General features: G+C 70.4%; 19 protein-coding genes and 2 pseudogenes. 8 read left to right on the top strand and 13 right to left on the bottom strand.

The window, feature by feature from the left end; translation table 11 throughout:
- The first annotated feature begins 313 nt into the window (after positions 1–313).
- Complete coding sequence (locus ACFC0Z_RS07770) at positions 314–1102, top strand: alpha/beta fold hydrolase (RefSeq protein ID WP_376433913.1); 789 nt, start codon at positions 314–316, stop codon at positions 1100–1102.
- Positions 1103–1177: 75 nt separating this feature from the next.
- On the opposite strand, the gene ACFC0Z_RS07765 is transcribed toward ACFC0Z_RS07770, so the two are convergent.
- Complete coding sequence (locus tag ACFC0Z_RS07765; protein WP_376433911.1) at positions 1178–1279, bottom strand: hypothetical protein; 102 nt, start codon at positions 1277–1279, stop codon at positions 1178–1180.
- Between the two features lie 487 nt (positions 1280–1766).
- Between ACFC0Z_RS07765 and ACFC0Z_RS07760 the strand changes: the two genes are divergently transcribed.
- Both ACFC0Z_RS07760 and ACFC0Z_RS07755 read left to right on the top strand, forming a co-directional pair.
- A complete protein-coding gene (locus ACFC0Z_RS07760; RefSeq protein WP_376433909.1) occupies positions 1767–2306 on the top strand; it encodes a hypothetical protein in 540 nt (179 codons plus the stop codon).
- Positions 2307–2615: 309 nt separating this feature from the next.
- Entirely contained in the window at positions 2616–2921 is a 306-nt protein-coding gene (locus ACFC0Z_RS07755) for a hypothetical protein (RefSeq protein WP_376433907.1), read from the top strand.
- Positions 2922–3562: 641 nt separating this feature from the next.
- On the opposite strand, the gene ACFC0Z_RS07750 is transcribed toward ACFC0Z_RS07755, so the two are convergent.
- Entirely contained in the window at positions 3563–4828 is a 1266-nt protein-coding gene (locus ACFC0Z_RS07750; protein WP_376433905.1) for a cytochrome P450, read from the bottom strand.
- 231 nt (positions 4829–5059) lie between these two features.
- Here ACFC0Z_RS07750 and ACFC0Z_RS07745 point away from each other — a divergent pair, with 231 nt between their 5' ends.
- Positions 5060–6574, top strand: coding sequence for a condensation domain-containing protein (locus ACFC0Z_RS07745; protein WP_376433903.1), 1515 nt, complete (start codon positions 5060–5062; stop codon positions 6572–6574).
- 684 nt (positions 6575–7258) lie between these two features.
- On the opposite strand, the gene ACFC0Z_RS07740 is transcribed toward ACFC0Z_RS07745, so the two are convergent.
- From ACFC0Z_RS07740 to ACFC0Z_RS07730, 3 genes are all read right to left on the bottom strand, one after another.
- The gene (locus ACFC0Z_RS07740) at positions 7259–7705 is read right to left on the bottom strand and encodes a DUF6228 family protein (RefSeq protein WP_376433901.1); all 447 of its coding nucleotides are present in this window, start codon (positions 7703–7705) and stop codon (positions 7259–7261) included.
- 385 nt (positions 7706–8090) lie between these two features.
- Positions 8091–8771 (bottom strand): O-methyltransferase, encoded by a 681-nt coding sequence (locus ACFC0Z_RS07735; RefSeq protein WP_376433899.1) that lies wholly within the window; start codon positions 8769–8771, stop codon positions 8091–8093.
- Between the two features lie 60 nt (positions 8772–8831).
- Positions 8832–9770: an NADP-dependent oxidoreductase gene (locus ACFC0Z_RS07730; protein WP_376433897.1), complete on the bottom strand. Its 939-nt coding sequence runs from the start codon at positions 9768–9770 to the stop codon at positions 8832–8834.
- 371 nt (positions 9771–10141) lie between these two features.
- Here ACFC0Z_RS07730 and ACFC0Z_RS07725 point away from each other — a divergent pair, with 371 nt between their 5' ends.
- The 4 genes and pseudogenes from ACFC0Z_RS07725 (at position 10142) to ACFC0Z_RS07710 (ending at position 16392) form a co-directional block, all read left to right on the top strand.
- Positions 10142–12511, top strand: coding sequence for a BREX system ATP-binding domain-containing protein (locus tag ACFC0Z_RS07725; RefSeq protein WP_376433895.1), 2370 nt, complete (start codon positions 10142–10144; stop codon positions 12509–12511).
- A gap of 291 nt (positions 12512–12802) precedes the next feature.
- On the top strand, positions 12803–13867 hold the full coding sequence (locus ACFC0Z_RS07720; RefSeq protein ID WP_376433893.1) for a methyltransferase: 1065 nt from the start codon (positions 12803–12805) through the stop codon (positions 13865–13867).
- 76 nt (positions 13868–13943) lie between these two features.
- Positions 13944–15152, top strand: a pseudogene (gene metK, locus ACFC0Z_RS07715) (methionine adenosyltransferase); the annotation flags it as partial.
- A 112-nt stretch (positions 15153–15264) separates the two neighbouring features.
- Positions 15265–16392: an FAD-dependent monooxygenase gene (locus ACFC0Z_RS07710; RefSeq protein ID WP_376433891.1), complete on the top strand. Its 1128-nt coding sequence runs from the start codon at positions 15265–15267 to the stop codon at positions 16390–16392.
- 134 nt (positions 16393–16526) lie between these two features.
- Here the strand turns inward: ACFC0Z_RS07710 and pheA are convergent, their stop codons facing one another.
- The 8 genes and pseudogenes from pheA to ACFC0Z_RS07670 form a co-directional block, all read right to left on the bottom strand.
- Positions 16527–17408: a prephenate dehydratase gene (gene pheA, locus ACFC0Z_RS07705; RefSeq protein WP_376433889.1), complete on the bottom strand. Its 882-nt coding sequence runs from the start codon at positions 17406–17408 to the stop codon at positions 16527–16529.
- Positions 17409–17431: 23 nt separating this feature from the next.
- Positions 17432–18724, bottom strand: a complete 1293-nt coding sequence (locus tag ACFC0Z_RS07700) for a 3-deoxy-7-phosphoheptulonate synthase (RefSeq protein ID WP_376433887.1) — start codon at positions 18722–18724, stop codon at positions 17432–17434.
- Positions 18725–18891: 167 nt separating this feature from the next.
- Positions 18892–19281: pseudogene (gene aroH / locus ACFC0Z_RS07695) on the bottom strand (chorismate mutase); the annotation flags it as partial.
- A gap of 73 nt (positions 19282–19354) precedes the next feature.
- Complete coding sequence (locus ACFC0Z_RS07690; RefSeq protein WP_376433885.1) at positions 19355–19600, bottom strand: acyl carrier protein; 246 nt, start codon at positions 19598–19600, stop codon at positions 19355–19357.
- 45 nt (positions 19601–19645) lie between these two features.
- Complete coding sequence (locus tag ACFC0Z_RS07685; protein ID WP_376433883.1) at positions 19646–20086, bottom strand: 3-hydroxyacyl-ACP dehydratase FabZ family protein; 441 nt, start codon at positions 20084–20086, stop codon at positions 19646–19648.
- Between the two features lie 40 nt (positions 20087–20126).
- A complete protein-coding gene (locus tag ACFC0Z_RS07680; RefSeq protein ID WP_376433881.1) occupies positions 20127–20513 on the bottom strand; it encodes a 3-hydroxyacyl-ACP dehydratase FabZ family protein in 387 nt (128 codons plus the stop codon).
- Between the two features lie 103 nt (positions 20514–20616).
- The gene (locus ACFC0Z_RS07675; RefSeq protein WP_376433879.1) at positions 20617–22170 is read right to left on the bottom strand and encodes a phenylalanine aminomutase (D-beta-phenylalanine forming); all 1554 of its coding nucleotides are present in this window, start codon (positions 22168–22170) and stop codon (positions 20617–20619) included.
- A gap of 67 nt (positions 22171–22237) precedes the next feature.
- Complete coding sequence (locus ACFC0Z_RS07670; RefSeq protein ID WP_376433877.1) at positions 22238–23875, bottom strand: AMP-binding protein; 1638 nt, start codon at positions 23873–23875, stop codon at positions 22238–22240.
- Between the last annotated feature and the right edge of the window lie 257 nt (positions 23876–24132).

Below are 24132 nucleotides of genomic sequence, written 5' to 3'. Positions count from 1 at the left end.
GGCGTCCGGTGCGGCGCGCCGGCTGCCCGGGCCCGGTTCCTGGGCCCTCTGCAGTATCCGCTGGTGTACGGCGACGACCGGACCGCGGCAGCACAGTTGCGGCACCTGGCCCCCACCTGTGCGCGACTGCACACGGCCCTCACCGCGGCAATGGACACCGCTCTGTGAACGAGGAGAGCGCGCGCGTCCAACCCTCCAGGGGCCTTCTCTCACGGGTCGCGGTCCTGTGGCGGCTGTGCCTGGTTTGCTGGCGTTCTCCGACACGTCTTTCGGGTTCGTGGGGGTGGGTGGTTGTGCGGCCTAGCCTGGTGTGATGGCGGTGGTGCGGTTCGGTGGCGTGGATGTGTTCTATACGCGGGTGGGCCAGGGGCCGTTGGTCGTGCTGGTGCATGGGGCGGGGATCGACGGGCGGATGTGGCGGCCGCAGATCGAGGCGCTCGCGGACGAGTTCACGGTGGTGGCGTGGGACGAGCCGGGGTCCGGCCGGTCGGGTGATCTCCCTTCGGGGTTTGGTCTCGCGGATTTCGCGGATGCTCTCGCCGTCGTGATCGAGGACGCGGGTCTCGGGCCGGCGCAGGTCGCGGGGTTGTCGTGGGGCGGGACGGTGGTGCTGGAGCTCTACCGGCGGCGGCCGGATCTGGTCCGGTCGCTGCTGATGGTGGACACGTATGCCGGATGGAAGGGCTCCCTGCCGGCGGAGGAGGTCGCCGCGCGGGTCGAGGGGGCGCGCGCGATGATGGCGGTCCCGCGTGAGGAGTTCGATCCGGCACTTCCCGGCCTCTACGCCTCCGGCCCGCCCGAGCGTTTCGCCGCTCTCCTGGATGAGATGAGCCGTGAGGTCCGCCCGGAGACGATGGCTGTTCAGCTGTCGCTGATGGCCGATGCCGACGAGAGTGATCTTCTGCCGCGGATCACGGTTCCGACGCTTCTGCTGTGGGGCGAGCTCGATGCCCGCTCGCCGCTGAGCGTCGCCCACGCCTTCCGTGACGCGATTCCTCACTCCGAGCTCGTCGTCATTCCCGGCGTCGGCCATATGAGCAATCTGGAGGCCCCGGAGACGTTCACCGCCTCGGTCAGGGCGTTCTGCCGTACCCACGCCTGATACCAGGCCCAAGCACCCGTTGCGCCTGGCGGGGTGGGGTAGGGCCTCTTCCGGAAGGTCGGTTCACGCCGCTGGTCAGCCGGTGGTGAGGAGGTCGGTGAGGCTGAGTGCGGGGCGGCCGAGCAGCCGGGTGAGTGTGTGCTGCTGGCGTGGGGTCAGGGTGGCGGTGAAGATCACCGCGGTGGCTTGGGTCTGGTCGCAGGTCTGCGCTACCTCGCGGACCTTTCCCGTGGCTCAGCAGAGTCCTTGAGCTGTAGGGCTGGTTCATTTTCGCGGCCCCGCCGTCGGAGACTCCCAGGCGCTGCGTGATCTGCGCGACCACCCGTGCGCCGCGCGCCGCCAGGTGGGCGGCGGCCGACGCCATGAGGGCGCCGGTGTCCTTCTGCTTCGCGGAGAAGTACCCGACCAGGACCACCTTGGCACCTTCGGGTGTGAACGGGAGCTCCGTGCGCCGGGCCGGCCCCGGTGGCATGCGGCGGGGCGGGCGCCGGTCGCGTCTTCGGGGCTGCTGCACGCGTCACAGGCTAGATCCCTGGTGATCTGCAGCGGTACGGGGTTTCTCGTGGTCCGGTGCCGTCATCGTTGTCGCGGCACGGTCTGAGCCCACCCCCTCTCTGTGTAAACTTTGGTTTACAGAGAGGGTGTCGTGAACTATGGTTGTCGTATGACGGTTTTTGAGATCAGCCCGGAAGAGCAGGCGGAGCTCGATAAGGCCCTGTATGACGCCTTGAATCCGCTGGCCTCGGCGATCCGTTCCCGGCAGACCGGGATGCCGGCCGAGCGGATGTGGGACGCGAGTCCCCTCGATGTGGCGCTGTCGGTGCTCGCCGCGTGGAAGGTGCTGGACGGCGAGGTCAAACGGCTCACCGGGCGGGCGGCGGCGACCGCCGGGTCCTACGGCGCGAGTTACGAGCAGCTGGGGGCTGTGTGGGGTATCACTCGGCAGGGTGCCCGCAAGAAATGGCCCGAGGCCGTCAGCCGGCCGGCACCCGCTGCGGCGGGCAGGACCGCGCTCGCGTTGTTCGGGGGGACTGCCGAGGTGGTGCGGTCGTCTTCCGGGGGCTGGGGATGGGCGGGGCGGGGTGCTGACGGGGTGTCTGCCGCGGCTGCTGATGGGGTGGTGTACGCGTCCGCGGAGGAAGCGGCGGCCCACGCGGGCGCGTTCCTCAAGGAACACGCCCTCGGCGACGGCGCGCAGGCCTAGGGAGCGGCTTGTCGATCATTGGTCGAGCCAGATGAGGGTGCGGGCGAGAGTGATGATGGCGTGGTAGCGGCCGGGGCGTTCGCCGTAGTGGGTGGCGATGCCGTGCCATTGGTCGGGTGGCCGGGGCACGTCGCCGTGACCCGGCTGCCCGACCGTAGCCGGGTGGTCGCCACTCGGTTCGGGCGCGGTCCGTTTCGAAGCCACAGTCCTGATCGCCGTGATCGGTGAATGACTGTGGCCAGCGGAGCTGTCGGTTCCACATGCCATGCTGGCCGCGATCGGGATGAACAGGGTGGGGGAGAGGCAACGATGGGGGCTCAGTATTACGGCGCCGACAGCGAGAACGGCGACCGTATCGACGACCCCTCTGAGGGGGCGCTGTTCATGCTGATCAGCGACCTCAACGACTCCGACAACACCTTCGTGGTTGTCCAGCCTGACGAGGACGACCCCGTGTGGTTCGCCTCAGTGGCCGTCCTGGACGAAGGCGGCTACGAGATCGTCCGCCGTGACACCTCCCGAAACGAGCATGAGGTCACCACGGCGACCAGCATCAACGGCATCGCCCGCGACCTCACGATGTGGATGGCCGCCCGCGGAATCAGCGCTCACTAGCCCCGATCTCATCCCGGCGCCGGACCTCTGCGGCCAGCGCCCGCGCCGCGGTTGCCTCTGCTCTGGCCCTGACCCGGTCCTCCTCGAAGACCAGCACGCAGGTCAACGCGTCCAAGGCCCCAGCAACCCTCTCCCGCCAGTCAGCGAACTCGACGGAGTCCGCAGCGGACGGCTGGTGCGATTTCACCGAGCGAAGATGGCGCAAGGCGTGCTTCAGGGCCGGGGCAACCACGAGACTTCTTTCGATCGGTACGCGGTCGACCCATCGTGCATCAGATTCAAAACACGGCCAAGACGCACGAAGGCGCCCCTCGCGACCGAAGCCGGAGGGGGCGCACTGCTACTTGACGAGGCCGTGCGGCGGCTGGAAACCCTGCGCCTTCAGGTCCTGTGCGTACACCTTCACGGCGCGCTTGGCCTCAGCCTCGCCCCTCTTGTGCAACGCCAGGGGAGGGTGGCAGACGTACGGCCGCTCTTGTCGGACGGAGCCGCCGCCCCCTGTCCGGCCCGGCTCGGCCCGTACCGCTGTGTGTGCCCCGCCCCCGGCGCGGGGCCGCGCCCGGGCGGGGGCCGGATCGGGGCAGGACAGGGCGCAGGGCAGGGCAGGGCGGGGGGCAGGGGTGTGTGGGGGGTTGGGTGTTTCAGTTTTTGCGGGGGCCGAGGTGGACGGGGAGGCCGGTGACGGAGTTGGAGAAGATGGAGGGAACGGGCATCAGGTTGTTGGGGTTGGTGGCGAGGGTGAGGTTCGGGTAGCGGTTGAAGAGTGGGGGGAGGGCTGCCATGGCTTCGAAGCGGGCCAGCGCCGGGCCGATGCAGATGTGGGGGCCGGTACCGAATGCGAGGTGGCGTTTGACGGGCCGGTTGATGTCGAACTGGTCGGCGGTGTCGCCGTACTGCTTGGGGTCGCGGTTGACGCCGGACCAGGGGGCGAGGATCGCGTCGCCCTTGGGGATGGTGATTCCGGCGATGGTGATGTCTTCGGTGGGGAAGCGGGCGGGGAAGTTCCCGACGGGGGAGTCGTAGCGGAGGGTTTCCTCGACGACTTCCGCCCATACCGCCATGTCACCGCCGCGGACCTGGTTGTGCTGGTCGGGGTGGGTGAGCAGGGCGCGGGTGGCGTTGACGATGAGGCTGATGGACGTTTCGTGGCCGGCGCCGATCAGTGTCCACAGCGTGTCTTCGAGTTCCTCATCGGTGAAGGGTTCTTCACCGGCTTCGCGGTCGGCGGCCAGGAGTGCGCTGGTGAGGTCGTCGGTGGGGTTTTTCCGGCGCATCGCGAACAGTTGCTGGAAGTAGTCGTGGCGTTCTGCCTGGGAGGCGAGGAACTGTTCGGGGGTGGTGTCGGTGCGTATGACGGTGTCGATGAGTTCCCGGAACCGTGACCACCATTGTTCGGGCACGCCGATCAGTTCGCAGATGACCTGCATGGGGAACGGGTAGGCGTAGTGCTTGCGCAGGTCGACCGTGCCGTCGGCCTCTGCCTGGTTGGGGAGGTCGTCGAGCATGGCGGTGACGATCTCGTCGATCCTGGGGCCCATGCGTTCGACGCGGCTGCGGGTGAATGCCTTCGTCAGCGGCCGGCGGAGCCTGCGGTGTTCCGCGCCGTCTCTGGCCATCAGGTTGTTCAGCCGGATCATGCTGAGCAGCGGCCAGTCGTCGGGTATCTCGCCCTTGCGGAGGGCTTCCCAGGTCCGCCAGTCCCGGCCTATGCGGGGGTCGGCGGACAGTTCGGCCAGCAGCTGGTAGTCGGTGACCACCCACATCGCCACGTCACCGGGGAGCACCGCGCGGATGACCGGGCCGAGATCGCGCATCAGCGCCGACTCGTGGTGACGGTCCGCGCCGGAGGGGTCGATGGGAAACAGCGGAACTTCAGCAGGGTTCGCCGGGGGCGTCGTGTCGCTCATGGCGGGGTGTTCCTCCTGGCAGACGTGAGACCGGAAAACCGACGCTAACCACACCCGCTCGGGTATCGCTCGAATGCCCGAAAACCCTCAACACACCTGCTGTGACCTGGGGTTTGTGGTCAATGGTTAGTCGTTCTCAAGCAGTCCTTGGTGTCATCTTCCAGCCGCGCTCAAGCCGTACTGGAGCCGGTCTCAAGTCGGCCTCGTGCGATGAGAAAAGAGTGATGCGACATGGCGGCCACCAACACCACACACACCACGAACACCTCAGGTGCCACGGATGCCTCGCAGGCCGCCCAGGCCTCTCGGGGCTCTGTGGCCCCTGCTTCGGATGTTCAGGGTGGTGTGTTCTCGCGTGAGCTCAGTCCTGGGGAGCGCTGGTACTGGATCATCGATCAGCTTTCCACTCTCAATGTCTGTGCCCGTGTCCGTATCGAGGGCGACGTCGATGCCGGGGCGTTGCGGGACGCGCTCGGCGTGCTGCAGCAGCGTCATCCCCGGCTGCGGACCGCGATCACCGAACCCGAGGACGGCGGTCCGGGCGGGGGGCCGCGGTTCGCGCCGACCGGCCGGCCGATCCCGCTGCGCGAGGTCCACCTCAGCGACCTCCAGCCCGACCGCTGGGCGGAGGAGATCGACACCCGTGAGTTCACCGAACCCATCGACTGGCGCCAAGGGCCCCTCGCCCGTGCCGTTCTGATCAGCCACCCCGGCCGCGTCCACGACCTTCTGCTGACCGTCCCGCATGTCATCGCGGATGGCACCACCGCGCTGTCCCTGCTGCGGCAGTGGGTACGCCTTGCCCAGGACACCGCACCACCCGGCCCCGGCCGCGGCCCCGGCCGCGGTCCGGATCTGGATCTGGATGGGGTGGGGGAGGGGTTCGAGCCCTTCGAAGCGCTCTTCCCCGAGCCCTTCCGCCCCCTCCCGCCCTCGGAACAGGCAGACGCAGGCGGCCAGGACAGTGAGGGAGCAGCAGCGGACGGTGGCGGGCAGGATAGTGGGGGAGGGGAGACGCAGGGCGGTGCGGTGGCCGGGCGGTTGACGCCGGAGACGTTCGTGCCGTTCGCTCAGCGCCGTACGCGTATGCTCCACCGCTCCCTCAGCTCAGAGGATCTTCAGCGGCTGACCCTGGCCTGTAAGCGGGAGGGTGCCACGCTGCACGGGGTGCTGGCGGCGGCGCTGGCCTGCGCGGTTGCCCGGGACGCCGGTGCCGTGCCCGGTGAGCCGTTCGCGGTTGGTTCCCCGTTGTCCCTGCGTGACGAACTCGCCCGTCCTGTCGGGCTGGACGAGGCCGGGTGTTTCGTCTCCGCGCTGCACTCCGTCGTCGCCCAGGACCCCGGGGACTTGTGGACGATGGCCCGGTTCATCAAGGACGACCTCGCCACCCGCAAGAAGCTCGGCGAACAGTACGGCGTGTTCCACCTCCTCGCCGCCCAGGGCCCGGCCGGTACCGCCGACAGTGAACCGTTCATCCGCTACTTCGAGGAACACGGGCCCTTCAACTTCTTCGTCTCCAACATCGGCCGTTTCGACTTCCCCGACACGGCCGGTACCTGGCGGCTCTCCCAGGCCCAGTTCGTCGGCGGGATCTCCGTCGTCGGCTACCTCGGCTCCTCCGTCACCACCAGCCAGGGCCAACTCTCCTGGAACTTCACCTACATCGACCACGCCGTCTCCGCCCAGCGCGCCGAGCGCATCGCCGACGACACCCTCGCCCTCGTCCACGCCGCCACCAACCCCTAACCCCAACCCGTAACCCCGAACCCACAACCCACCAACCCCAGCCCCAACCCTGTCCCGTGACCCCAACCCGGGCCCGTCACCCCAGCCCCCAGCCGTAACCCCGGCCTGTAACCCCAACCCAGCCCCGTTACCCCGGGCCCGTCACCCGGGCCCCAACCCCAGCCCTCAACCCCCGCCCGTCACCCCCACCCGTCACCCGGGCCCGTCACCCGGGCCCGTCACCCGGGCCCGTCACCCCAGCCCCCAGCCGTAACCCCGGCCTGTAACCCCAACCCAGCCCCGTTACCCCGGGCCCGTCACCCGGGCCCCAACCTCAGCCCTCAACCCCCGCCCGTTACCCCGGGCCTGTTGCCCGGGCCCAACCCCAGTCCTCAACCCCCACCCGTCACCCGGGCCCGTCATCCCAGCCTCCAGCTGTAACCCCAACCCAGCCCCGTTACCCGGGCCCGTCACCCGGCCCCCAGCTGTAACCCCGGCCTGTTACCCCAACCCGGGCCCGTCACCCGGCCCCCAGCTGTAACCCCGGCCTGTAACCCCAACCTGGGCCCGTCACCCAGGGCCTGTCACGCGGGCCCGTCACCCGGGCCTGTCACGCGGGCCTGTCACGCGGGGTGTCCTCTGGCGTTGAGCTTGGACCGTTTGCCGGGGAAGTTGGACCGGCCTGTGAGGTACCGGGCGTTCGGGCTACGGGGCCGCGCTGATGAGGAGGGCGTGGATCTGGGCGGCAAGATGCTGCATGTCCTCGCCCGCGGCGTGCACTGTGGTTGCTTCGAAGTGCCACTCCTCGGCGGGTGGCCGGTCGTGGATGCCCCACGTCAGATGGACATGGCCACCAGACCGGTGCTCTGCCGAGAGGGTCAGGTCGTACTCGAGGGAGTGCCAGGTCCGCGCTCCCTGCCAGCCGCGGAAGTCTTCCGCCAGGGAAGAGAGAAAGGAGTCAAGGCCGTCGCCGTCCCAGGTCCGAACCGAGGTCTCGATGCTCACCCATCGGCCGCAGGCCCGCACGGCGAAGTCGAGGGTCGGATCCTCTTTGTAGGGCCGTGTGGGCTCGGAGAACAGCAGATGCACCGCCTGCCCCCCTGGGTTCCCCACCCGGACGACCAGGCCATCGGAAGCGTCGTCGGTGATCATTCAGCCAGGTTAGGAGATCCGCCCGACCAATCGTGTGATGGTCCAATTTCGATGGCAATCGGTCCAGGTTTCCTGTCAGAGGACACGGGGCCTGTGACGCGGGCCTGTCACGCGGGCCCCAACCCCAGCCCTCAACCCCCACCTGTAACCCTGGCCCCGTAATCCGGTTCTCGAACACTGCCTCCGCCCCGTCGGCCGCCGTCACCGTTGGTGTGATCGGTTGTCCGTCGATGACAGCGGGCCGGTCACCGCCACCAGGGAAGAAGTTTCCCGGTGGCCGTGGCCGGCCCGCCCGGACGACCGTGTCCGGCCGCCCTGTTGCTATGTCACTGCCTGTGTTGCTGTGTTGCCGTACTGCGGTGTTGCTGCTGTTGTTGTTGCTGGTTCAGCCGAGCTTGAGTGCCAGCTGTACTCCCTGGTGGACGGGGAGGGTGATGGAGAGGTATCCGTTGGCGGGGTCCGCGATGTAGTCGCGGAACTCCTCATAGACTCCGCGGCCGATGTCGAGGTCGACGTCGTCGATGACGACGAGGGCGCCGGGCCGCAGGGCGGGTTCGATGGTCTTCAGGATCGGCAGGCGCAGGTCGAGCCAGCCGTCGAGGAGGACCAGGTCGATCGGACCGTCAAGGTCTTTGAGGGTTTCGCGGGCGTCGCCGACGCGCAGGTCGATGAGGTCGTCCAGGCCGGCGGCGGTGAAGTTCTCGCCCGCCGCCTGTGCCTTGTCCTTCTGCAGTTCGGTCGTGATGACCGTGCCGCCGCCGTTGTCGCGGACCGCGGACGCCAGGTACAGCGTCGAGATCCCGAACGACGTGCCGAACTCCACGACCGTCTTCGCGCCCGCCGCGCGGGTCAGGAGGTAGAGCAGCTTCCCGCCTTCGCGGGAGACGGACATGATGATGTCCTTCGTCCGCTCGGCGAGTTCTGACGCGCTCATCTCGAAGGGGAAGTCACCGCCCAGCGGCACGCCGGCCGCCGCCCACTCGGCCGCCAGGTCCTGCTGGTCCTCGGCCGCCAGCAGCCGGCCGAGAGTCGCGGCGACAGCGCCCGATTCCAACGTCGAAACCATGACCACAAGCTCCTTGATGTTCATGGGCGTCGCCCGGCGCTTTTGCCGGGCCGCCGGTTGTCAGGGAATGAGAACGGTCTTGCCCGCGAGCTTGAACGCGCCGAGCTCCTCGTGAACCTCACGCAGCTCCGCCAGCGGACGGCGCTGCGCCACGTGGATCTTCAGCTCGCCCGCGTCGACCAGGGCGACCAGCTCGGCCAGCCGGGCCGCGTCACTGCGGCCGAAGACCTGCGCGTTGCGCACACCGCGTCCGGGCTCCGACAGCAGGCCCGGGGGAACGGTGTTGGCGAACACGCCGCCGTCGGCGACCAGGTCGGTGAGCTGCGCGAGCTCACCGGGGTCGGCGACGAACACCAGGTTCAGCACCACGTCGAACGTCTCACCGGCCACCGCCTCACGCAGCGGGGTGGCCGTGTAGTCGATGACGTGCTGCGCGCCGTAGGAGGTGACCCGCTCACGGCTCGCGGCGCTGGCCGTCGCCGTCACGTGCGCGCCGGCCGCGGCGGCGAGCTGGACGGCGTAGCCGCCGACCGCGCCGCCGGCGCCGTTGACCAGCACCCGCTGCCCGGCCGTGAGACCGGCGTGCTCGAACAGGGCCTGCCAGGCCGTCAGCGCCACCGACGGCAGCGCCGCCGCGTCCGCGAGCTCCCCCGAAGAGGGCGCCGCGACCAGGACGTCGGCCGGCGCCACCGCGTACTCGGCGGCCGCCCCCGGACCGGTGATCGGCAGCCAGGCCACCACACGGTCGCCCACGCTCCAGCCGTCGACGCCCTCACCGACCTCCGTGACCTCGCCGGCCACGTCGTAGCACGGCACGTGCGGCAGCGCCACGTCGAACACGTCGCGCACGTAGCCCGCCCGCAGCGTCGCGTCGACCGGGTTCACCGCCGCGCCCGCGACCTTCAGCACGACCTGACCCGCACCCGCCGTCGGGCGCCCCGCCTCCTCGTGCACCAGAACGTCGGACTCGCCATAGGAATGAAAACGCACAGCCTTCATGATCGAATCAGCCTTTCTTCACCATCGACTTGAACGCGAGCAGCCAGCCGGCCACACCACCGGAAAGACGCGACCGGACCACCAGACAGCCCGAAACAAGAACGTCGCACAAAACCGGTACCCCCGGCGCCGGAAAACGTGAACAGGGCCGAAAACACGTGACGATTCGGCCCGGAACTCACCGGCTCGCTGAGCACCCTCAATTTCTTAGCATCAAAACCCCGCACCCGACCAGACGAATCAGCCGCACCCGAGCCGAATTCAAGGCCCGCTCAAGCGACTTTTGAAGCCGTGTCCGTAGCGTCGGCCAACGATCCCTGACAACTGGGGTGGGCAGCGGATGACCGGGACACTTCCCGGCCCGCATTGCTGTGTCAGAACCCGGTATACGGCTATCCGGAAGGGCTCGTCATGACGAACACCACGCCCGTCGCCACCACGCAGAACTCGGGCCCCGCACAGTGACCGGCATACCCCGCACCCACGAACCCACCCACGAACCCGCCCACGAACACGGGCACGGACACGGGCACGAACCCACCCACGGGCGCGAACCCACCCACGGGCATGTTCGTGTGTCTTCGCCGGCCGTGGCGGAATTCTGTGCCCTGGGACCCGTCCAGGCATCGATATCCGGCCGCATAGTCGATCTCGGCGCACCGAAACAACGCACCCTTCTCGCACTGATGATCAGCCAGGCAGGACAGACGGTCACCACCGACGTCATTCTCGACGCCCTCTGGGAAGGAAATCCGCCACCCTCCGCGATGACCTCGCTCCAGGCCTACGTGGCCAAAATACGCAAGGTCCTCGAACCCGGCCGCGCCCCCAGAACCCCCGCGACCGTCCTGCGCACCCGCCCCCACGGCTACGTCCTGGACACCCCCGCCACCGGCATCGACATCCACCGTTTCACCGCCCACGCCGACGCCGCCCGCCACGCCCGCGACCACGACGACCCCCGCACCGCACTCGCCCGCACCGACGCCGCCCTCGCCCTGTGGCGAGGCCAGCCCTTCACCGAGGTCAGCAGCGTCCCGGCCGTCGTCCCGGAAGTCGTCCGCCTGGAAGAAGTACGCCTGTCCGTCCTGGAGATGCGCAGCGAAGCACTCCTCGCCCTCGGCGCCCACGAAACCGCCGCCGCCGAACTACGCGCCTTCGTCAAAACCCACCCCCTGCGCGAGTACGCCTGCGAACTCCTCAGCCTCGCCCTGTACCGCTCGGGCCGGCAGGCCGACGCCCTGGACGCGCTGCGCACCCTGCAGACCAGCCTCGCCGAGGAACTCGGCATCGACCCCACCGCCCGCCTGCAGCACCTGCGCCAGCAGATCCTCCACCAGGACCCCACCCTGGACTTCCGCCCCACCCCCACGGCCCCCACCACAGCCAGCAGCCCCGCGGCCGGTACGAGCCCCACTGCCACGGCCGCCGCCCCTCCCGCCGTCATCGCCGCCGCCCCTCCCGCCATCCCCGTCCCCGCCCCTGCTCCGGACGCCGCCCCCGCCCCCGTACCCGTGCCCGCTCCCGTCCCGGCTTCTGTTCCCGCCTCTGCGGCTGCTCCCGTGTCCGGGGCCGTGTCCGGGGGCGTGTCCGTTCGGGCTGGTGTTCAGGACGCGTTCGTGGGGCGTGAGGCGGCGTTGCGGCAGCTGACCGAGGCCCTGGCCGCGGCGGAGGCCGGTCACGGGCAGGTGGTGACGGTGACCGGGGAACCCGGCGCGGGGAAGACCAGCCTGCTGCGGCGCTTCGCGGAACGCTCCGGCGTCCCCGTCCTTACGGCGACCTGCCCCGAACACATCGCCGCGCCCCCGCTGTCCCTGTGGGAACAGATCCTGCGCGCCGCCGTCGCAGCCTTCCCCGGCCGGCCCGTCCCCGCCCCCACCACCACCCTGCTCACCGGCACCGGCGGTGTGGTGGGTGCGGTGGATGGTGAGGAGGAGCTGGCGGAGGCTGTCGCCGGGCATCTGACGGGGTTGTCGGGTGGCGGGGCGCTGGTGGTGATGCTCGATCACGTCCACCGTGCCGACGCCGCGTCCCTGCGGCTGCTGGCCCTCCTGGCCCGGCGTGTGCCCGGCAGCCGGATCCTGCTGATCGTCTCCTACCGTCCCGACGAGCCATCCGTCGCCGACGGTCAGGGGTCGGCGTGGACCGTGCTGCCCGGGGTGAAGACGGCACGGATCTGGCTGCGCGGCCTGACCCCGCACGACGCCCAGGCTCTGGCCGGTGCGCTCATCGGCCACGAGGTCAGCGGTGTGACGGCCAAGGCCCTGTGCGCCCGGTCCGGCGGCAACCCCTCCCTCCTGCGCGAAATGATCAAACTCCTCGCCGGTGAGCAGCGCACCGCCGCCTCCCACACCCCGGTCGCGGGCCCGGTCCGTGACGTGGTCCTGCACCGGGTGGGGCGTCTGCCGCGGCCCGCCGCCGAACTCCTCGCGGTCGCCGCCGTCGCCGGCCGGCACTTCGACGTCGAGGTCGTCGCCGACGTGGCGTCGATCGAGATCGACACCGCCCTCGCCGTCCTCGACCACGCGATCGCGGCAGGACTCGTCGACGAGGACGGCGACCGCCTGGGCTGGTTCCGTTTCACCGACCCTCTGGTCGCCGACGCCCTGTACGAGACGACGGGGCGGATGCGCCGGGGACGCCTGCACCTGCGGATCGAGGCCGCCGCCGGCCGGGCCTGGGCCCGCCCGGCCCCGCCCCCGCTGCCCAAGGCCCCCGCCACAGCCGCCCACCGCACCTGACCCACCAACCCCCCACAGCCCCACAGCCCCACAGCCCCACAGCCCCTCAGCCCCTCAGCCCCTCAGCCCCACAGATCCTCAGCCACCACCCCCGACGGCCGCGACCTTCCCCCTCGCCGGCCGCCAAGCCCCACCGCACCGGCCCCCCGGCCGCCAAGCCCCACCGCACCTGCTCTACCGGCCCCGGCCACCAAGCCCCACCGCACCAGCCTCACCGCCGCCCGCGCGACCAGCCCCACCCCCACCTGCCCCACCGACAGTGATGACGACCGCGACCAAGGGATACGCCCGATGACTGCACATGCCACTCTCGCCCGGTTCCGCGAGTACATGGTGGGACCCGCACGGTTCATGAACCTGCTGTCCTGCTTCGAGCTCGGTCTGATCGATGCGCTGCGCGAGCGGCCCGGCCTGAGCGCGGCCGAGCTCGGCGCGATCGCCGGTGCGAAGCCCGACGCCGTGGCGCAGCTGCTGAACCTGCCCGTCAAGGAAGGGTTCATCGCCCATGACGAGGCGGCCGGCACCTACCGTCTCGACGCGCTCGCCGACGTCGAGGCGGCCGATCTCCAGCGGGTCCTGGACTTCATGGGCAAGATCAAGGCCACCACCCTGCGCCAGCTGTACTACCTCACCGAGAGCGTGCGCTCCGGCACCATCGTCGGTCTGCGGGAGCTGTACGGATTCGACGGCGACCTCTACGGGGCGATGGCCCTCCACGCGGACCTGCGCGAGCCGTGGTCGAAGCTGATGGACTCCGTCACCGACCGCATCGACCCCTGGTTCTTCGCCAACATCGACATACCCGCCGGCTCCCACGTCCTGGACCTCGCCGGACACACCGGCCTGGGCGCCCTGCACACCTACAAGTTCAAGGGCTCGCCCGGCCTGAGGGTGACCACCTTCGACCTGCCCGACAAGCGCGAGGAATGCCTGCGCAACTTCCGCGACAACAACGTCGCGGACACCTCGGCGTTCATCGGCGGCGACGTGTTCGACTCCGTCCCGGCCGGCTTCGACGTCGTCCTGATCAAGCACTTCCTCAACATGTTCGACCACGACGACGTCACACGGATCCTCGCCAACCTCCACGCCTCCCTCAAGCCCGGCGCCCAGGTCCACATCCTCGTGCCGATCTACGCCGAGAACATCAAGGACTCCTGGAGCGTGGACTACTACCCCTCCTTCTTCCTCGGCTGCGCCACCGGCCAGGGCGGCCCGCAAAAGCTCTCCACCTTCCGCCGCTGGTTCGAGGAGGCGGGCTTCACCGTCACCCGCGAGATCGCCCAGAACCCCGCCGACCTCCCCCCGGACGCACTGCCGCTCCAGGGCATCCTCACCGCCACCAGGAACGACTGAACCCCGCCCCGACCCCGCCCCGACCCCGCCCCGGCCTCATCCCGGCCCCATCCCGACCCCGTCCGACGGGAGGACCATGCCCAGCCGCCTGTTCACCTCGGAGTCCGTCACCGAGGGACATCCCGACAAGATCGCCGACCAGATCAGCGACACCATCCTCGACGCGTTCCTGCGCTTCGACCCCACCTCACGCGTCGCCGTCGAAACCCTCATCACCACCGGCCAGGTCCACATCGCCGGAGAGGTCGCCACCACCGCCCGCGTCGACATCCCCGCCCTCGTCAGGGCGAAGATCCTCGACATCGGCTACGACTCCTCCACCAAGGGCTTCGACGGCGCCTCCTGCGGCATCTCCGTCTCGCTCGGCGCCCAGTCACCCGACATCGCCCAGGGCGTCGACACCGCCTGGGAACACCGCGTCGAGGGCGCCCCCGGCGCGGGTGACGGTCTGGACTGGCAGGGAGCCGGCGACCAGGGCCTGATGTTCGGTTACGCCTCCAGCGAGACCCCCACCCTGATGCCCCTGCCCGTCGACCTCGCCCACCGCCTCTCGCGCCGCCTGACCGAGGTACGCAAGAACGGCACCGTCCCCTACCTGCGGCCCGACGGCAAGACCCAGGTCACCCTCGCCTACGACGGCGACCGGCCCACCCGGCTCGACACCGTCGTCGTCTCCTCCCAGCACGCCTCCGGCATCGACCTCGCCTCCCTTCTCACTCCCGACATCCGCGAGTTCGTCGTCGAACACGTCCTCGCCGAACTCGCCGCCGACGGCATCAAACTCGACACCGACGGCTACCGCCTCCTGGTCAACCCGACCGGCCGCTTCGAGATCGGCGGCCCGATGGGCGACGCCGGCCTGACCGGACGCAAGATCATCATCGACACCTACGGCGGCATGGCCCGCCACGGCGGCGGCGCGTTCTCCGGCAAGGACCCCTCCAAGGTCGACCGCTCCGCCGCCTACGCCATGCGCTGGGTCGCCAAGAACGTCGTCGCAGCCCACCTCGCCTCACGCTGCGAGGTCCAGGTCGCCTACGCCATCGGCAAGGCCGAACCCGTCGGCCTGTTCGTCGAGACCTTCGGCACCGAAACCGTCCCCGTCACCACCATCCAGCAGGCGATCAGCGAGGTCTTCGACCTCCGCCCGGCCGCCATCATCCGCGACCTCGACCTGCTCCGCCCCATCTACGCCGCCACCGCCGCCTACGGCCACTTCGGCCGCGAGGTCCCCGACTTCACCTGGGAACGCACCGACCGCGCAGACGCCCTGCGCCAGGCCGCCGACGCCCTGGACAAGACCACCGACGCCCCGCGCGTCGCCGCGGGCGCTGTTGGCAAGGCTGCGGGCGCCGTATGACCACCGACCCGTACCGGAGAACGACCGGAGGACCACGATGACCTCGCAGGCACCGCGCCGCGTGCTGATAGTGGGGGCCGGGATCGCCGGCATGTCCGCGGCGATCACGCTGGCGCGTTGTGGCGCGGACGTCGATCTCATCGACATCCAGCCCGACTTCACCGTCGTCGGCGCCGGACTGACGATCACCGGCCCCACCCTGCGGGCTCTCGGCCAGCTCGGCGTGTACGAGGAGGTCGCCGCCCGGGGCTACACCGGCGACGGCATCCGCGTCTGCGCCGTCGACGGCACCCACATCCGGGACATCCCCACCCCCATGCCGCCCGGCTCACCCGTCCGCGGCTCCGGCGGCATCGGCCGCCCCGTCCTCTACAAGATCCTCTCCCGCCGTGTCCTGGCCGCCGGCGTGACGCCCCGGTTCGGGCTGTCCGTCGAGGACCTCGTCCAGGACACCGCCGGGGTCACCGTCACCTTCTCCGACCGCACCCAGGGCCGTTACGACCTGGTCGTCGGCGCGGACGGCATCTCCTCACGCACCCGCCGCCAGATCTTCCCCCACGCCCCCAGCCCCCAGTACACCGGGCAGAGCGTGTGGCGGATGTTCGTGCCCCGCCCGCCCGGCGTCGACCGACGGCACTACTTCCTCGGCGGACCGGTCAAGGTCGGCTGGACACCGGTGTCGGCCACCCAGATGTACATGTTCGTCGTCGAACGCACCCCCCGCCGCATCCGTACCCCCGGCGAACTGCCCGCCGCCCTCGCCGAACTCCTCGCCCCCTACGGCGGACACGTGGCCGCCTTCCGGGACGCGATCGGCGAGGACACCGAGATCGCCTACCGGCCACTGGAGTCCTTCGACCTGCCCGGCCCCTGGTACCGGGGGCGGGTGATCCTCGTCGGGGACGCCGCCCACCCCACCACCCCCCAGCTCGCCTCCGGCGCCGGCCTGGCGGTCGAGGACGCTCTCGTCCTCGCCGCCGAACTCGCCCACCACGACACCGTTCCGGCCGCGTTCAAGGCCTATGCCGCCCGGCACGAGCAGCGCTGCCGGTTCGTCGTGGACTCCTCCATCGAGATAGGGCGTCTCGAACAGATCCAGGCACCGCCCGCCGCACAGACCGCCGTCGTCGAAGCCGCACTGGCCCGCCTCGTCCAGCCCATCTGACCCCCCCTCACCCTGGGGTCCGCAGGGTCCGGCGGGACGCAGTGTGCCGCCCCCGGCCAGGACAGGCCGGGGGCGGCACACGGGAGACAGCCGACAACCCGACCCAGGGCAGATGAAGAGAGAAGGGGCGGGTTTCAGCGGCTGACGGTGGTGGTGGTGAGTGCGGGGCGGGGCGGCTGGTCGGCGCGGGGGTAGCTGCCCAGCACGAACGCGGCGTGCCGGCGGGCGAGCGCGGCGACGACGAACCCGACCCCGGGATCGTCGACGTGCCCTTCGCACTCCAGCAGGAAGGAGTACGTGCCCAGGCCGAAACCGCCGGGCCGTGACAGCACGGCCGTCAACGGCACCTTGGAACGTACGAACTCCTCCAGTACCGCGTGCAGATGCTGCATCTGGTCGGCCAGCGGCACCACCAGACTCGTGCGGTCCACCCCCGTCGGATGGGCCCTCGGGTGAGCTCCCGGCACCGGCGGCCGGGCCACCTTCACGAAACGGGTCACCGCGTCCGGGCGGTCCCCGATCCCCGTCGCCAGGACCTCAAGCCCGTAGCGGCGCAGCGTGCCCGGAGCCGCGATCGCCGCCCGGCCAGGCGCCCCCGACGCACCCACATCCCGCGCCGCCTGCGCCGTCGACCCTGCCGTCACCACCGCCGCCTGCGGCAGATGGGTGTGCAGCCATGCCCGGCACTGGGCGTGCGCGACCGGATGCGTCACCACCTCCCGCACCGTACCGAGGTCGCCCCCGGCGGGAACAGCGAGCGCGAACTCCACCCGCAACAACGTTTCTCCGACGATGGCCAGGTCCTTTCCCGTAGTGAGCGAATCGACGGACTCGGTGACCGACCCCTCCACCGAGTTCTCCCACGGCACGACGCCGGCCGCCGCCTCACCACGGCGGACGGCGTCGAGCGCCTGGCGGACCGTCGGATACGGCACCGCCGTCGAGCCCGGCACGCCCAGCCCGTTCAACGCTGCTTCCGTGAACGAGCCGGACGGGCCCAGATAGGCGATGGACATCAACAATTACCTCCCCGATCACTTCAGAGCGCACTCCAGGCCCCGGCCACCGCGATGGCCTGCCGGGGATTGAGCCGCGGATCGCACAGCGTCGTGTAACGCGTGGGAACATCGCCCGTCTGGGCCTCGCTCCACACGCATTCGGTCACGTCGTCCGGCGTACTCTCCAGATGCAGACCGGCCGCGACCCCACCCGCCTGCGTGACCGCCTGCTGGAACCCCACCACCTCCTCGATCACCGTCTGCACCGACCGGGTCTTCAACCCGCCCGGCGTCTTGATCGTGTTGCCGTGCATCGGATCGCACAGCCACGCCACCGGATGCCCCGCCTCGGCGACCGCCTCGACCAGAGCGGGCAGCCGCGCCGACACCACCGACGCACCCATCCGCGCGATCAGCGTCAGCCGGCCCGGCTCCCGGCCCGGATCCAGCCGCGCGCACAGCTCGACCAGCTCCGCCGCCCCCATCGAGGGACCGACCTTGCACGCCACCGGATTGGCCACCGACGACAGCAGCCGCACGTGCGAACCCTCAAGGCTCCGCGTGCGCTCACCGATCCACGGCAGATGCGTGGACGCCAGATACCGCTCCCCGCCCTCCGCACGGCGCAGCAACGACCGCTCGTAGTCCAGGACCAGCGCCTCGTGACTCGTCCACACCGGCGCGCCCGTCGGCGGCATCCACGCACCCATCCGCTGCCGCAGCAGCGACGTCGCACGGTTCGCCGCGTCGTAGCAGGCCAGCATCCGCTCCGCGTCCGCCCGCCGCTCCTCCACCGTCGCGCCCGGCCCGTTGACCAGATGACCCCGGTAGACCGGCAGCTCACGCCCGTCGACGACCTCGGTGGGCGAGCTCCGCGGCTTGGCGAACTGCCCGGCGATCCGCCCGATCCGGATCACCGGCAGCCCGGTGTTGACCTTCATGACACCCGCGAGCGCGTCGATCAGACCGATCTTCCGGTTCACCGCGAGCGGCCCGCACTCGGCCGGATCCTCCGCACAGTCCCCGGCCTGGACGACCTGATACGTCCCCGCCGCCGCCCCCGCCATCAGCAGGCGCAGCATCTGCACCTCCTCGAACCCCACCAGACCGGGCCGGACCGTCAGCTCGTCCCGCACAGCGGCAGCACGGGACGCATCCGCCCACACCGGCTGCTGCTCCGCGGCCACCAGGCCGGCCGGATCGGCGACGACAGCGGTGGCGGTGGCGCCGGTGGCGCCGGGGAGCCCGGCCGCCGGACCACCACCACCGGCGGCGGGTTCGACAGGTCTCAGCTCGTGTTCACGAACGGGTGATGCGACAGGCATCGCGGACATGATCATGCTCCTAGGGGGAGAGGGGAATCAGCCCCTGGCACCGGGGCGGGAGCGGCGGCCAGGACAGGCACCGACGCGAGGACCGGCACCGGCGCACGCACCGGCCCGGGCACAGGCAAGGACACGGGGACAGCGCCCGCGGCGACAACGGAGGCCGCGGGGGTGGGGGCGAGGTCGGGGCGCAGCGCCGCCGCCCCGCCGAGGTAGACGTGCCGGATCGCGTCACGGGGCCGGTCACTGTGCGCGTGCAGCAGGATCCGCACGACCCGGGCCAGCGAGCCCGGGACCGCGATCTCGCCGGTGCACAGCAGCGGCACATCGGTCAGCCCCAGCTTCCTGGCCGCGGCCGCCGGGAACGCCGAGCGCAGGTCGTCGGTGGTGGTGAAGACGATGCTGATCAGATCGTCGTCGACCAGGGCGTTGCGCCCGAGGATCTCCTCAAGCAGCTCCACGGTTGCCTGCTCGATGGCTACGGGGTCGTCGCAGGCGACCTGGATCGCGCCGCGCACGGCACGCACGGCAACAGAGCCCGGCGCGGTCGCCTGGCGGGTCGGGATCGTCACTGGCTGGCTCCTGGATGTCTTCCGGGAAAGCGAAGGAAGGGGTAGGTGAGGCCGCCCGGGGCGACGCTCAGACCGTCTGCCGGGTCAGCAGCTCGTGCAGCGCGGCGATCGTCCGCGCCCGCGGCAGCTCGTCCACGGGCAGCACCACGCCGTGCTGCTTCTCCACCCGGGCGACGATCTCGATCAGGTTCAGCGAGTCGGCCAGGTACTGGTCGAAGAGATCCGCGGTGTCGTCGACTTCCTCCGGAGCAAGGACCAGGATCTCCGCGACGATGGCGCGGACACGGTCGAGCGCGTTGTCGATGTCGTTCATCAGGACAGTCCTTCACATCTCGAAACGGCATACGGAATACGGGTGTTACGCGGAAACGGCAGGCTCGGGGGCAGAGGGGAGCAGGGTTGCCGGCGGCCGGGACACGACGAGCATCGAACCCACGCTCACCACCGTCCGCCCGCCCACCCGGCTCTCGCCGGCGAACTCGTTGACCGCACCCGAACGGTGCACGAGCCGCACATGGTGCTCCAGCACGTCACCGGGCAGCGCGGCCGACTCGTAGCGCAGGTCACGGACACCGACCATCAGCGGGATCTCCTCGGCCGGACCGAGCCCGGCCAGCGACCACAGCAGCGACACCGCCTGCCCGAACGACTCCAGGAGCAGCACCTGCGGATAGGCGAACGCGCCGCTTCCCGCGCCCTCGGCGACCTCCCGGTAACAGTCCTCGCCGCCCGTGACCGCCTTCGTCGCCACCAGAGAGCCGGGCGGGGTGAACTCCCGCACCGTGTCCAGCAGAAGCATCGGAGGCCGCTGCCGAAGCCGCCTGCGGATCTCGCTGTGATCAAGCACCGGACCCCGCCCCCTCCAGCGCCAGCGTCAGTGACACATCCGCCGCGAGTTCACCGTCCGCCCGCACCCCCCGCGCCCGAACCGCGAGCCGGCCGTCCTCGCGCGTGGTCACCAGCAAGGACAGGCCCAGCTCGTCACCGGGGAACAACGGGCGGGCGAAACGCGCCCGGTCGATGCTCACCAGCCGCACCTCGCCCCCCGCCGCAAGGCCGGCGGCCTGACGCACACAGTCGACCAGCAGCACCCCGGGAAAGATCGGAAACCCCGGATAGTGACCGGTCATCTGCGCCCGCGCCCGCTCCACGGGCACCCGCAGCGTGACACGGGTACCCGAAGCGGTCCGCTCGACGGCCGGCGCACCGCTCAGCGCGTCGAACACCCTCGCCCCAGGGAAGGCGGCAGAGGAGAGCGCGGGGGAGGGGGAGGAAGACGTGGAGGCGGGGGAGGGGGGCGAAGACGTGGGGGCGGTGGGCATGGCGGTATCAGCCCAGACCCGGCTCGGACAGGAGACGCTTGGCGAGCTCCTCCACGTAGTCGGTGATCGTCACGTCGTGGTCGAGGTACGGGACCACCTCACGCGTCGCCTCGTACAGCCGGCGCGTCGCCGGCGAGAGGCCCTCGATCCCGCGGATGTCGACGGCCTGCGCCGCGCACAGCAGCTCGAAGGCGACGACGTAGGCGACGTTGTCCAGGACCTCGGCCGCGCGGCGGGCGGCGACGAACCCGAAGGACACGATGTCCTGGAAGTCACCGGTCGAGGTCAGCGACTGGATGGAGATCGGCATGGACTTCGCCCGGGTCTCCGCGGTCAGCGACGCGGTCATGAACTGACCGCCCATCAGCCCCAGCCGCAGGCCCGGGTTCTCCTGGCACAGGAACGCCGGCAGGCCCTCGCTGTTGGACTTGTCCAGGAACCGGTCGACGCGCCGGTTGGAGAGGTTCATCAGCGTCGTCATCGCGATCGCGAGGTGGTCCATGGCCATGGCCACGTACTGGCCGTGGAAGTGCCCGTTGTGGAACACCTCCGCCTCGTCGGGGTCGATCAGCGGGTTGTCGTTGGAGGAGTTCAGCTCGTCCTCGACGACCTGCTCGATCTGCGCGAGGCTGTCCACGACCGGCCCGAGGATCTGCGGCGTGCACCGCACCGAGTAGGCGTCCTCGATGGACTTCGACCCCGCCTTCGCGGTGTCGCCCATCTCGCCCGACAGCAGGTGCTCGGTGTCCAGCTCGTCGACGGCCAGCGTGGACTCGGCCAGCGTCTCGTAGAGGAACCGGGCCACGTGCTGCTGGCCCTTGTGGGGCTTGAGAGCGTGGACCCGCGGGTCGAACGGCTTCGTCTTGCCCGCGAGGCCCTCGACCGACAGCGCCGACACCAGCAGGTAGGTGTCGAGGAGCCGCCGGGCCTTGGCGATGTTGATACTGCCCAGGCCCACCATGCCCGACGTGCCGTTGATCAGCGCCAGGCCCTCCTTGAAGGACAGCTCCATCGGCTCGATGCCCACGCGCTCAAGCGCCTCGGCGCCGGGCAGGACCTCACCGTTCAGCCGCGCCTTGCCCTGGCCTATGCACACCAGCGCGATCGCGGCCAGCGGCCCCAGGTCGCCGCTCGTGCCCAGCGAACCCTTCTCCGGCACGCACGGGATCACCCCGGAGTTGCGGATCGCGATCAGCTTCTCCAGGTTCTTCAGCGAGATCGCCGAGTTCCCCCGCGACAGCGACACGATCCGCGAGGTCATGATCGCCCGCACCGTCGTGTCGTCCAGGTGGTCGCCCACGTTCGTCGCGACCGCGTTCAGCAGGTTCTCCTGGAGCTGCCGGGCCATCGTGACCGGCACCAGATAGTTGACGAACCCGCCCATGCTGGTGTTCACGCCGTAGATGACCCGCTCCTCGGCGACGAACTTCTCCAGCGTCGCGCGGGAGGTCGCCACCCGGGAACGGACCGTGTCGTCGATGGCCACGGGAGCGGCCTCGGCGGCCGTCGACTCGACCTCGGCGAGCTTGACCCGCCGGCCGATGGACAGAGTGAAAGTCACGTCAGACTCCTTCAAAAGTTCGTCTTCAGGCATTCGTTGTCACGCGAGCGTCTTCACGCGGGCGTCTTCACGCGTTCGTCGCGTGGCGTGCGGGGGACGCCCCCCGCGGGGACGTCAGCGTCGTGGCGAGCACGGCACGGTCGACCTTGCCGTTCTCGGTCAGGGGAAGCTCCGGCACCACCCGGACCAGCCGGGGCACCATGTAGGCGGGCAGCTCGGCCGCGCAGAACGCCAGCGCCGCCGCCGTATCGAAACCACCAGCGCCATCAGCGCCGTCGGAACCGTCGGCGGTGTCGGGGGTGTTGAGGACGACGGCCGCGATCAGCACGTGGTCACCGGCCCGCGGCACCAGCAGCGCGGCTGCCGCGCCCACGCCGTCGATCCGCGTCAACGTGCCCTCGATGTCGCCGAGTTCCACCCGGTTGCCGTGGATCTGCACCTGGAAATCGGCGCGCCCCACGAACGAGCAGCCGCCGTCGGCCTCCAGACGGGCCAGGTCACCGGTCTTCAGCACCTTCTGCCCGTGCCGCGGGTCGACCGGATCGTCCACCAGCACCTTCGCGGTGGCCACGGGATCGTTCCAGTAGCCGCTGAACAGCGACGGGCTGCGCAGATAGATCTCGCCGACCAGACCCGGCTCGGTGATGATCTCGCCCCGCTCGTCCACCAGCGTCATCTCCGCACCCGTGTGGGCGTGCCCGATCGACAAACGCTCCACCCCCGCGGGCAGCGGGGAGGGAACCTCGGTGAAGGAGGCGGCCATCGACTCCGTCGCCCCGTAGCCGTTGACGACCCGGACACCGGGCAGCCACTCCTGCAGCCGGCGCAGCTCCGGGACGGGGAACTCCTCGCCCGCGAAGACCACCGACGTCAGATCCCCCAGCTCCTTCAGCAGCTCCGGATCGTGGCGCAGCACCGGCCGCCACAGCGAGGGAACACCGTGGACCTGCGTCACGCCCGCCTCCTTCAGGAAGCCGGTCATGCGCCGCGGCGAGGACAGGTCCTCACGCCTGACCGGCACCAGCGCCGCGCCACTGGCCAGCGCCACACCGATCCCGAACAGCGCGAAGTCGAACTGGAGCGGCGAAGTGCTCGCCACCCGGTCCTCAGGCCCGGCCAGCCGGTCATGCACCATCGCGCGCAGGAACGCCACGATCGAGCGGTGACTCATCACCACCCCCTTGGGGCGGCCCGTCGACCCGGACGTGAACACGATGTACGCCGTGTCCCCGGCCAGCACCGCACGCCGGCGGCGCACCCGGCGCTGCGGCGCCCGCTCCACCACCAGCCCGCCCGGTCCGAACCGGGCGGCGCCCTCCGTCGCCACCGCCTGCCGCACGGGCAGGTCCTCGGCACGCGCCAGGAGGGCGGGACCGACCGCGTCCACGATCGTCGCCAGGCGGGAATCGGGCGTCTGCGGGCTCACCGTCACGAACGGCAGACCCAGCAGCGAGCAGGCCAGCAGCACCGCGACCGACGCCGCGGACGTGTTCGCCTCCACCACGACACGGTCACCGACATCCAGACCCAGCGAGTCAAGGACGGCCGCGTACTGGTGGACCAGCGTGTCCAGAGCACCGTAGGAGACCTCGCGCAGGACCCCTTCCCCGTCCGCCTCCACCACCGCGGGCTTGTCCGGAAAAGTGGCCGCGGGCCCCATGAGCAACCCGTAGAGGTTGTCCACCGACGGACGCGGGCGTTCCATACTGTCTCCCTTGCCGGTTGAGTGAGAACGGCGCACCAGGCCGCCGGCCCCCGCCGTACCGCTTGCAGGGGGCTTCGGGAACACACCGTGGAACACCACGATGGGCGTACGACTGGAGCCCGCCTTGAGCAGCGGTGTACGGGCAGGTCGGCGCCCTGACGAAAACCGGCCACCACACACCGCCACGCTGGCTCCAGCGCGCTGCGAGGCACAGCCGAGGGACAGACGAGCGGGCCGCCCTAACGTCGGCGACGAAC

Source organism: Streptomyces sp. NPDC056144 (genome assembly GCF_042264145.1).
GTDB lineage: Bacteria > Actinomycetota > Actinomycetes > Streptomycetales > Streptomycetaceae > Streptomyces.
The sequence above is the reverse complement of the archived record's forward strand: the minus strand, read 5'-3'. Positions and strand labels throughout refer to the sequence as shown.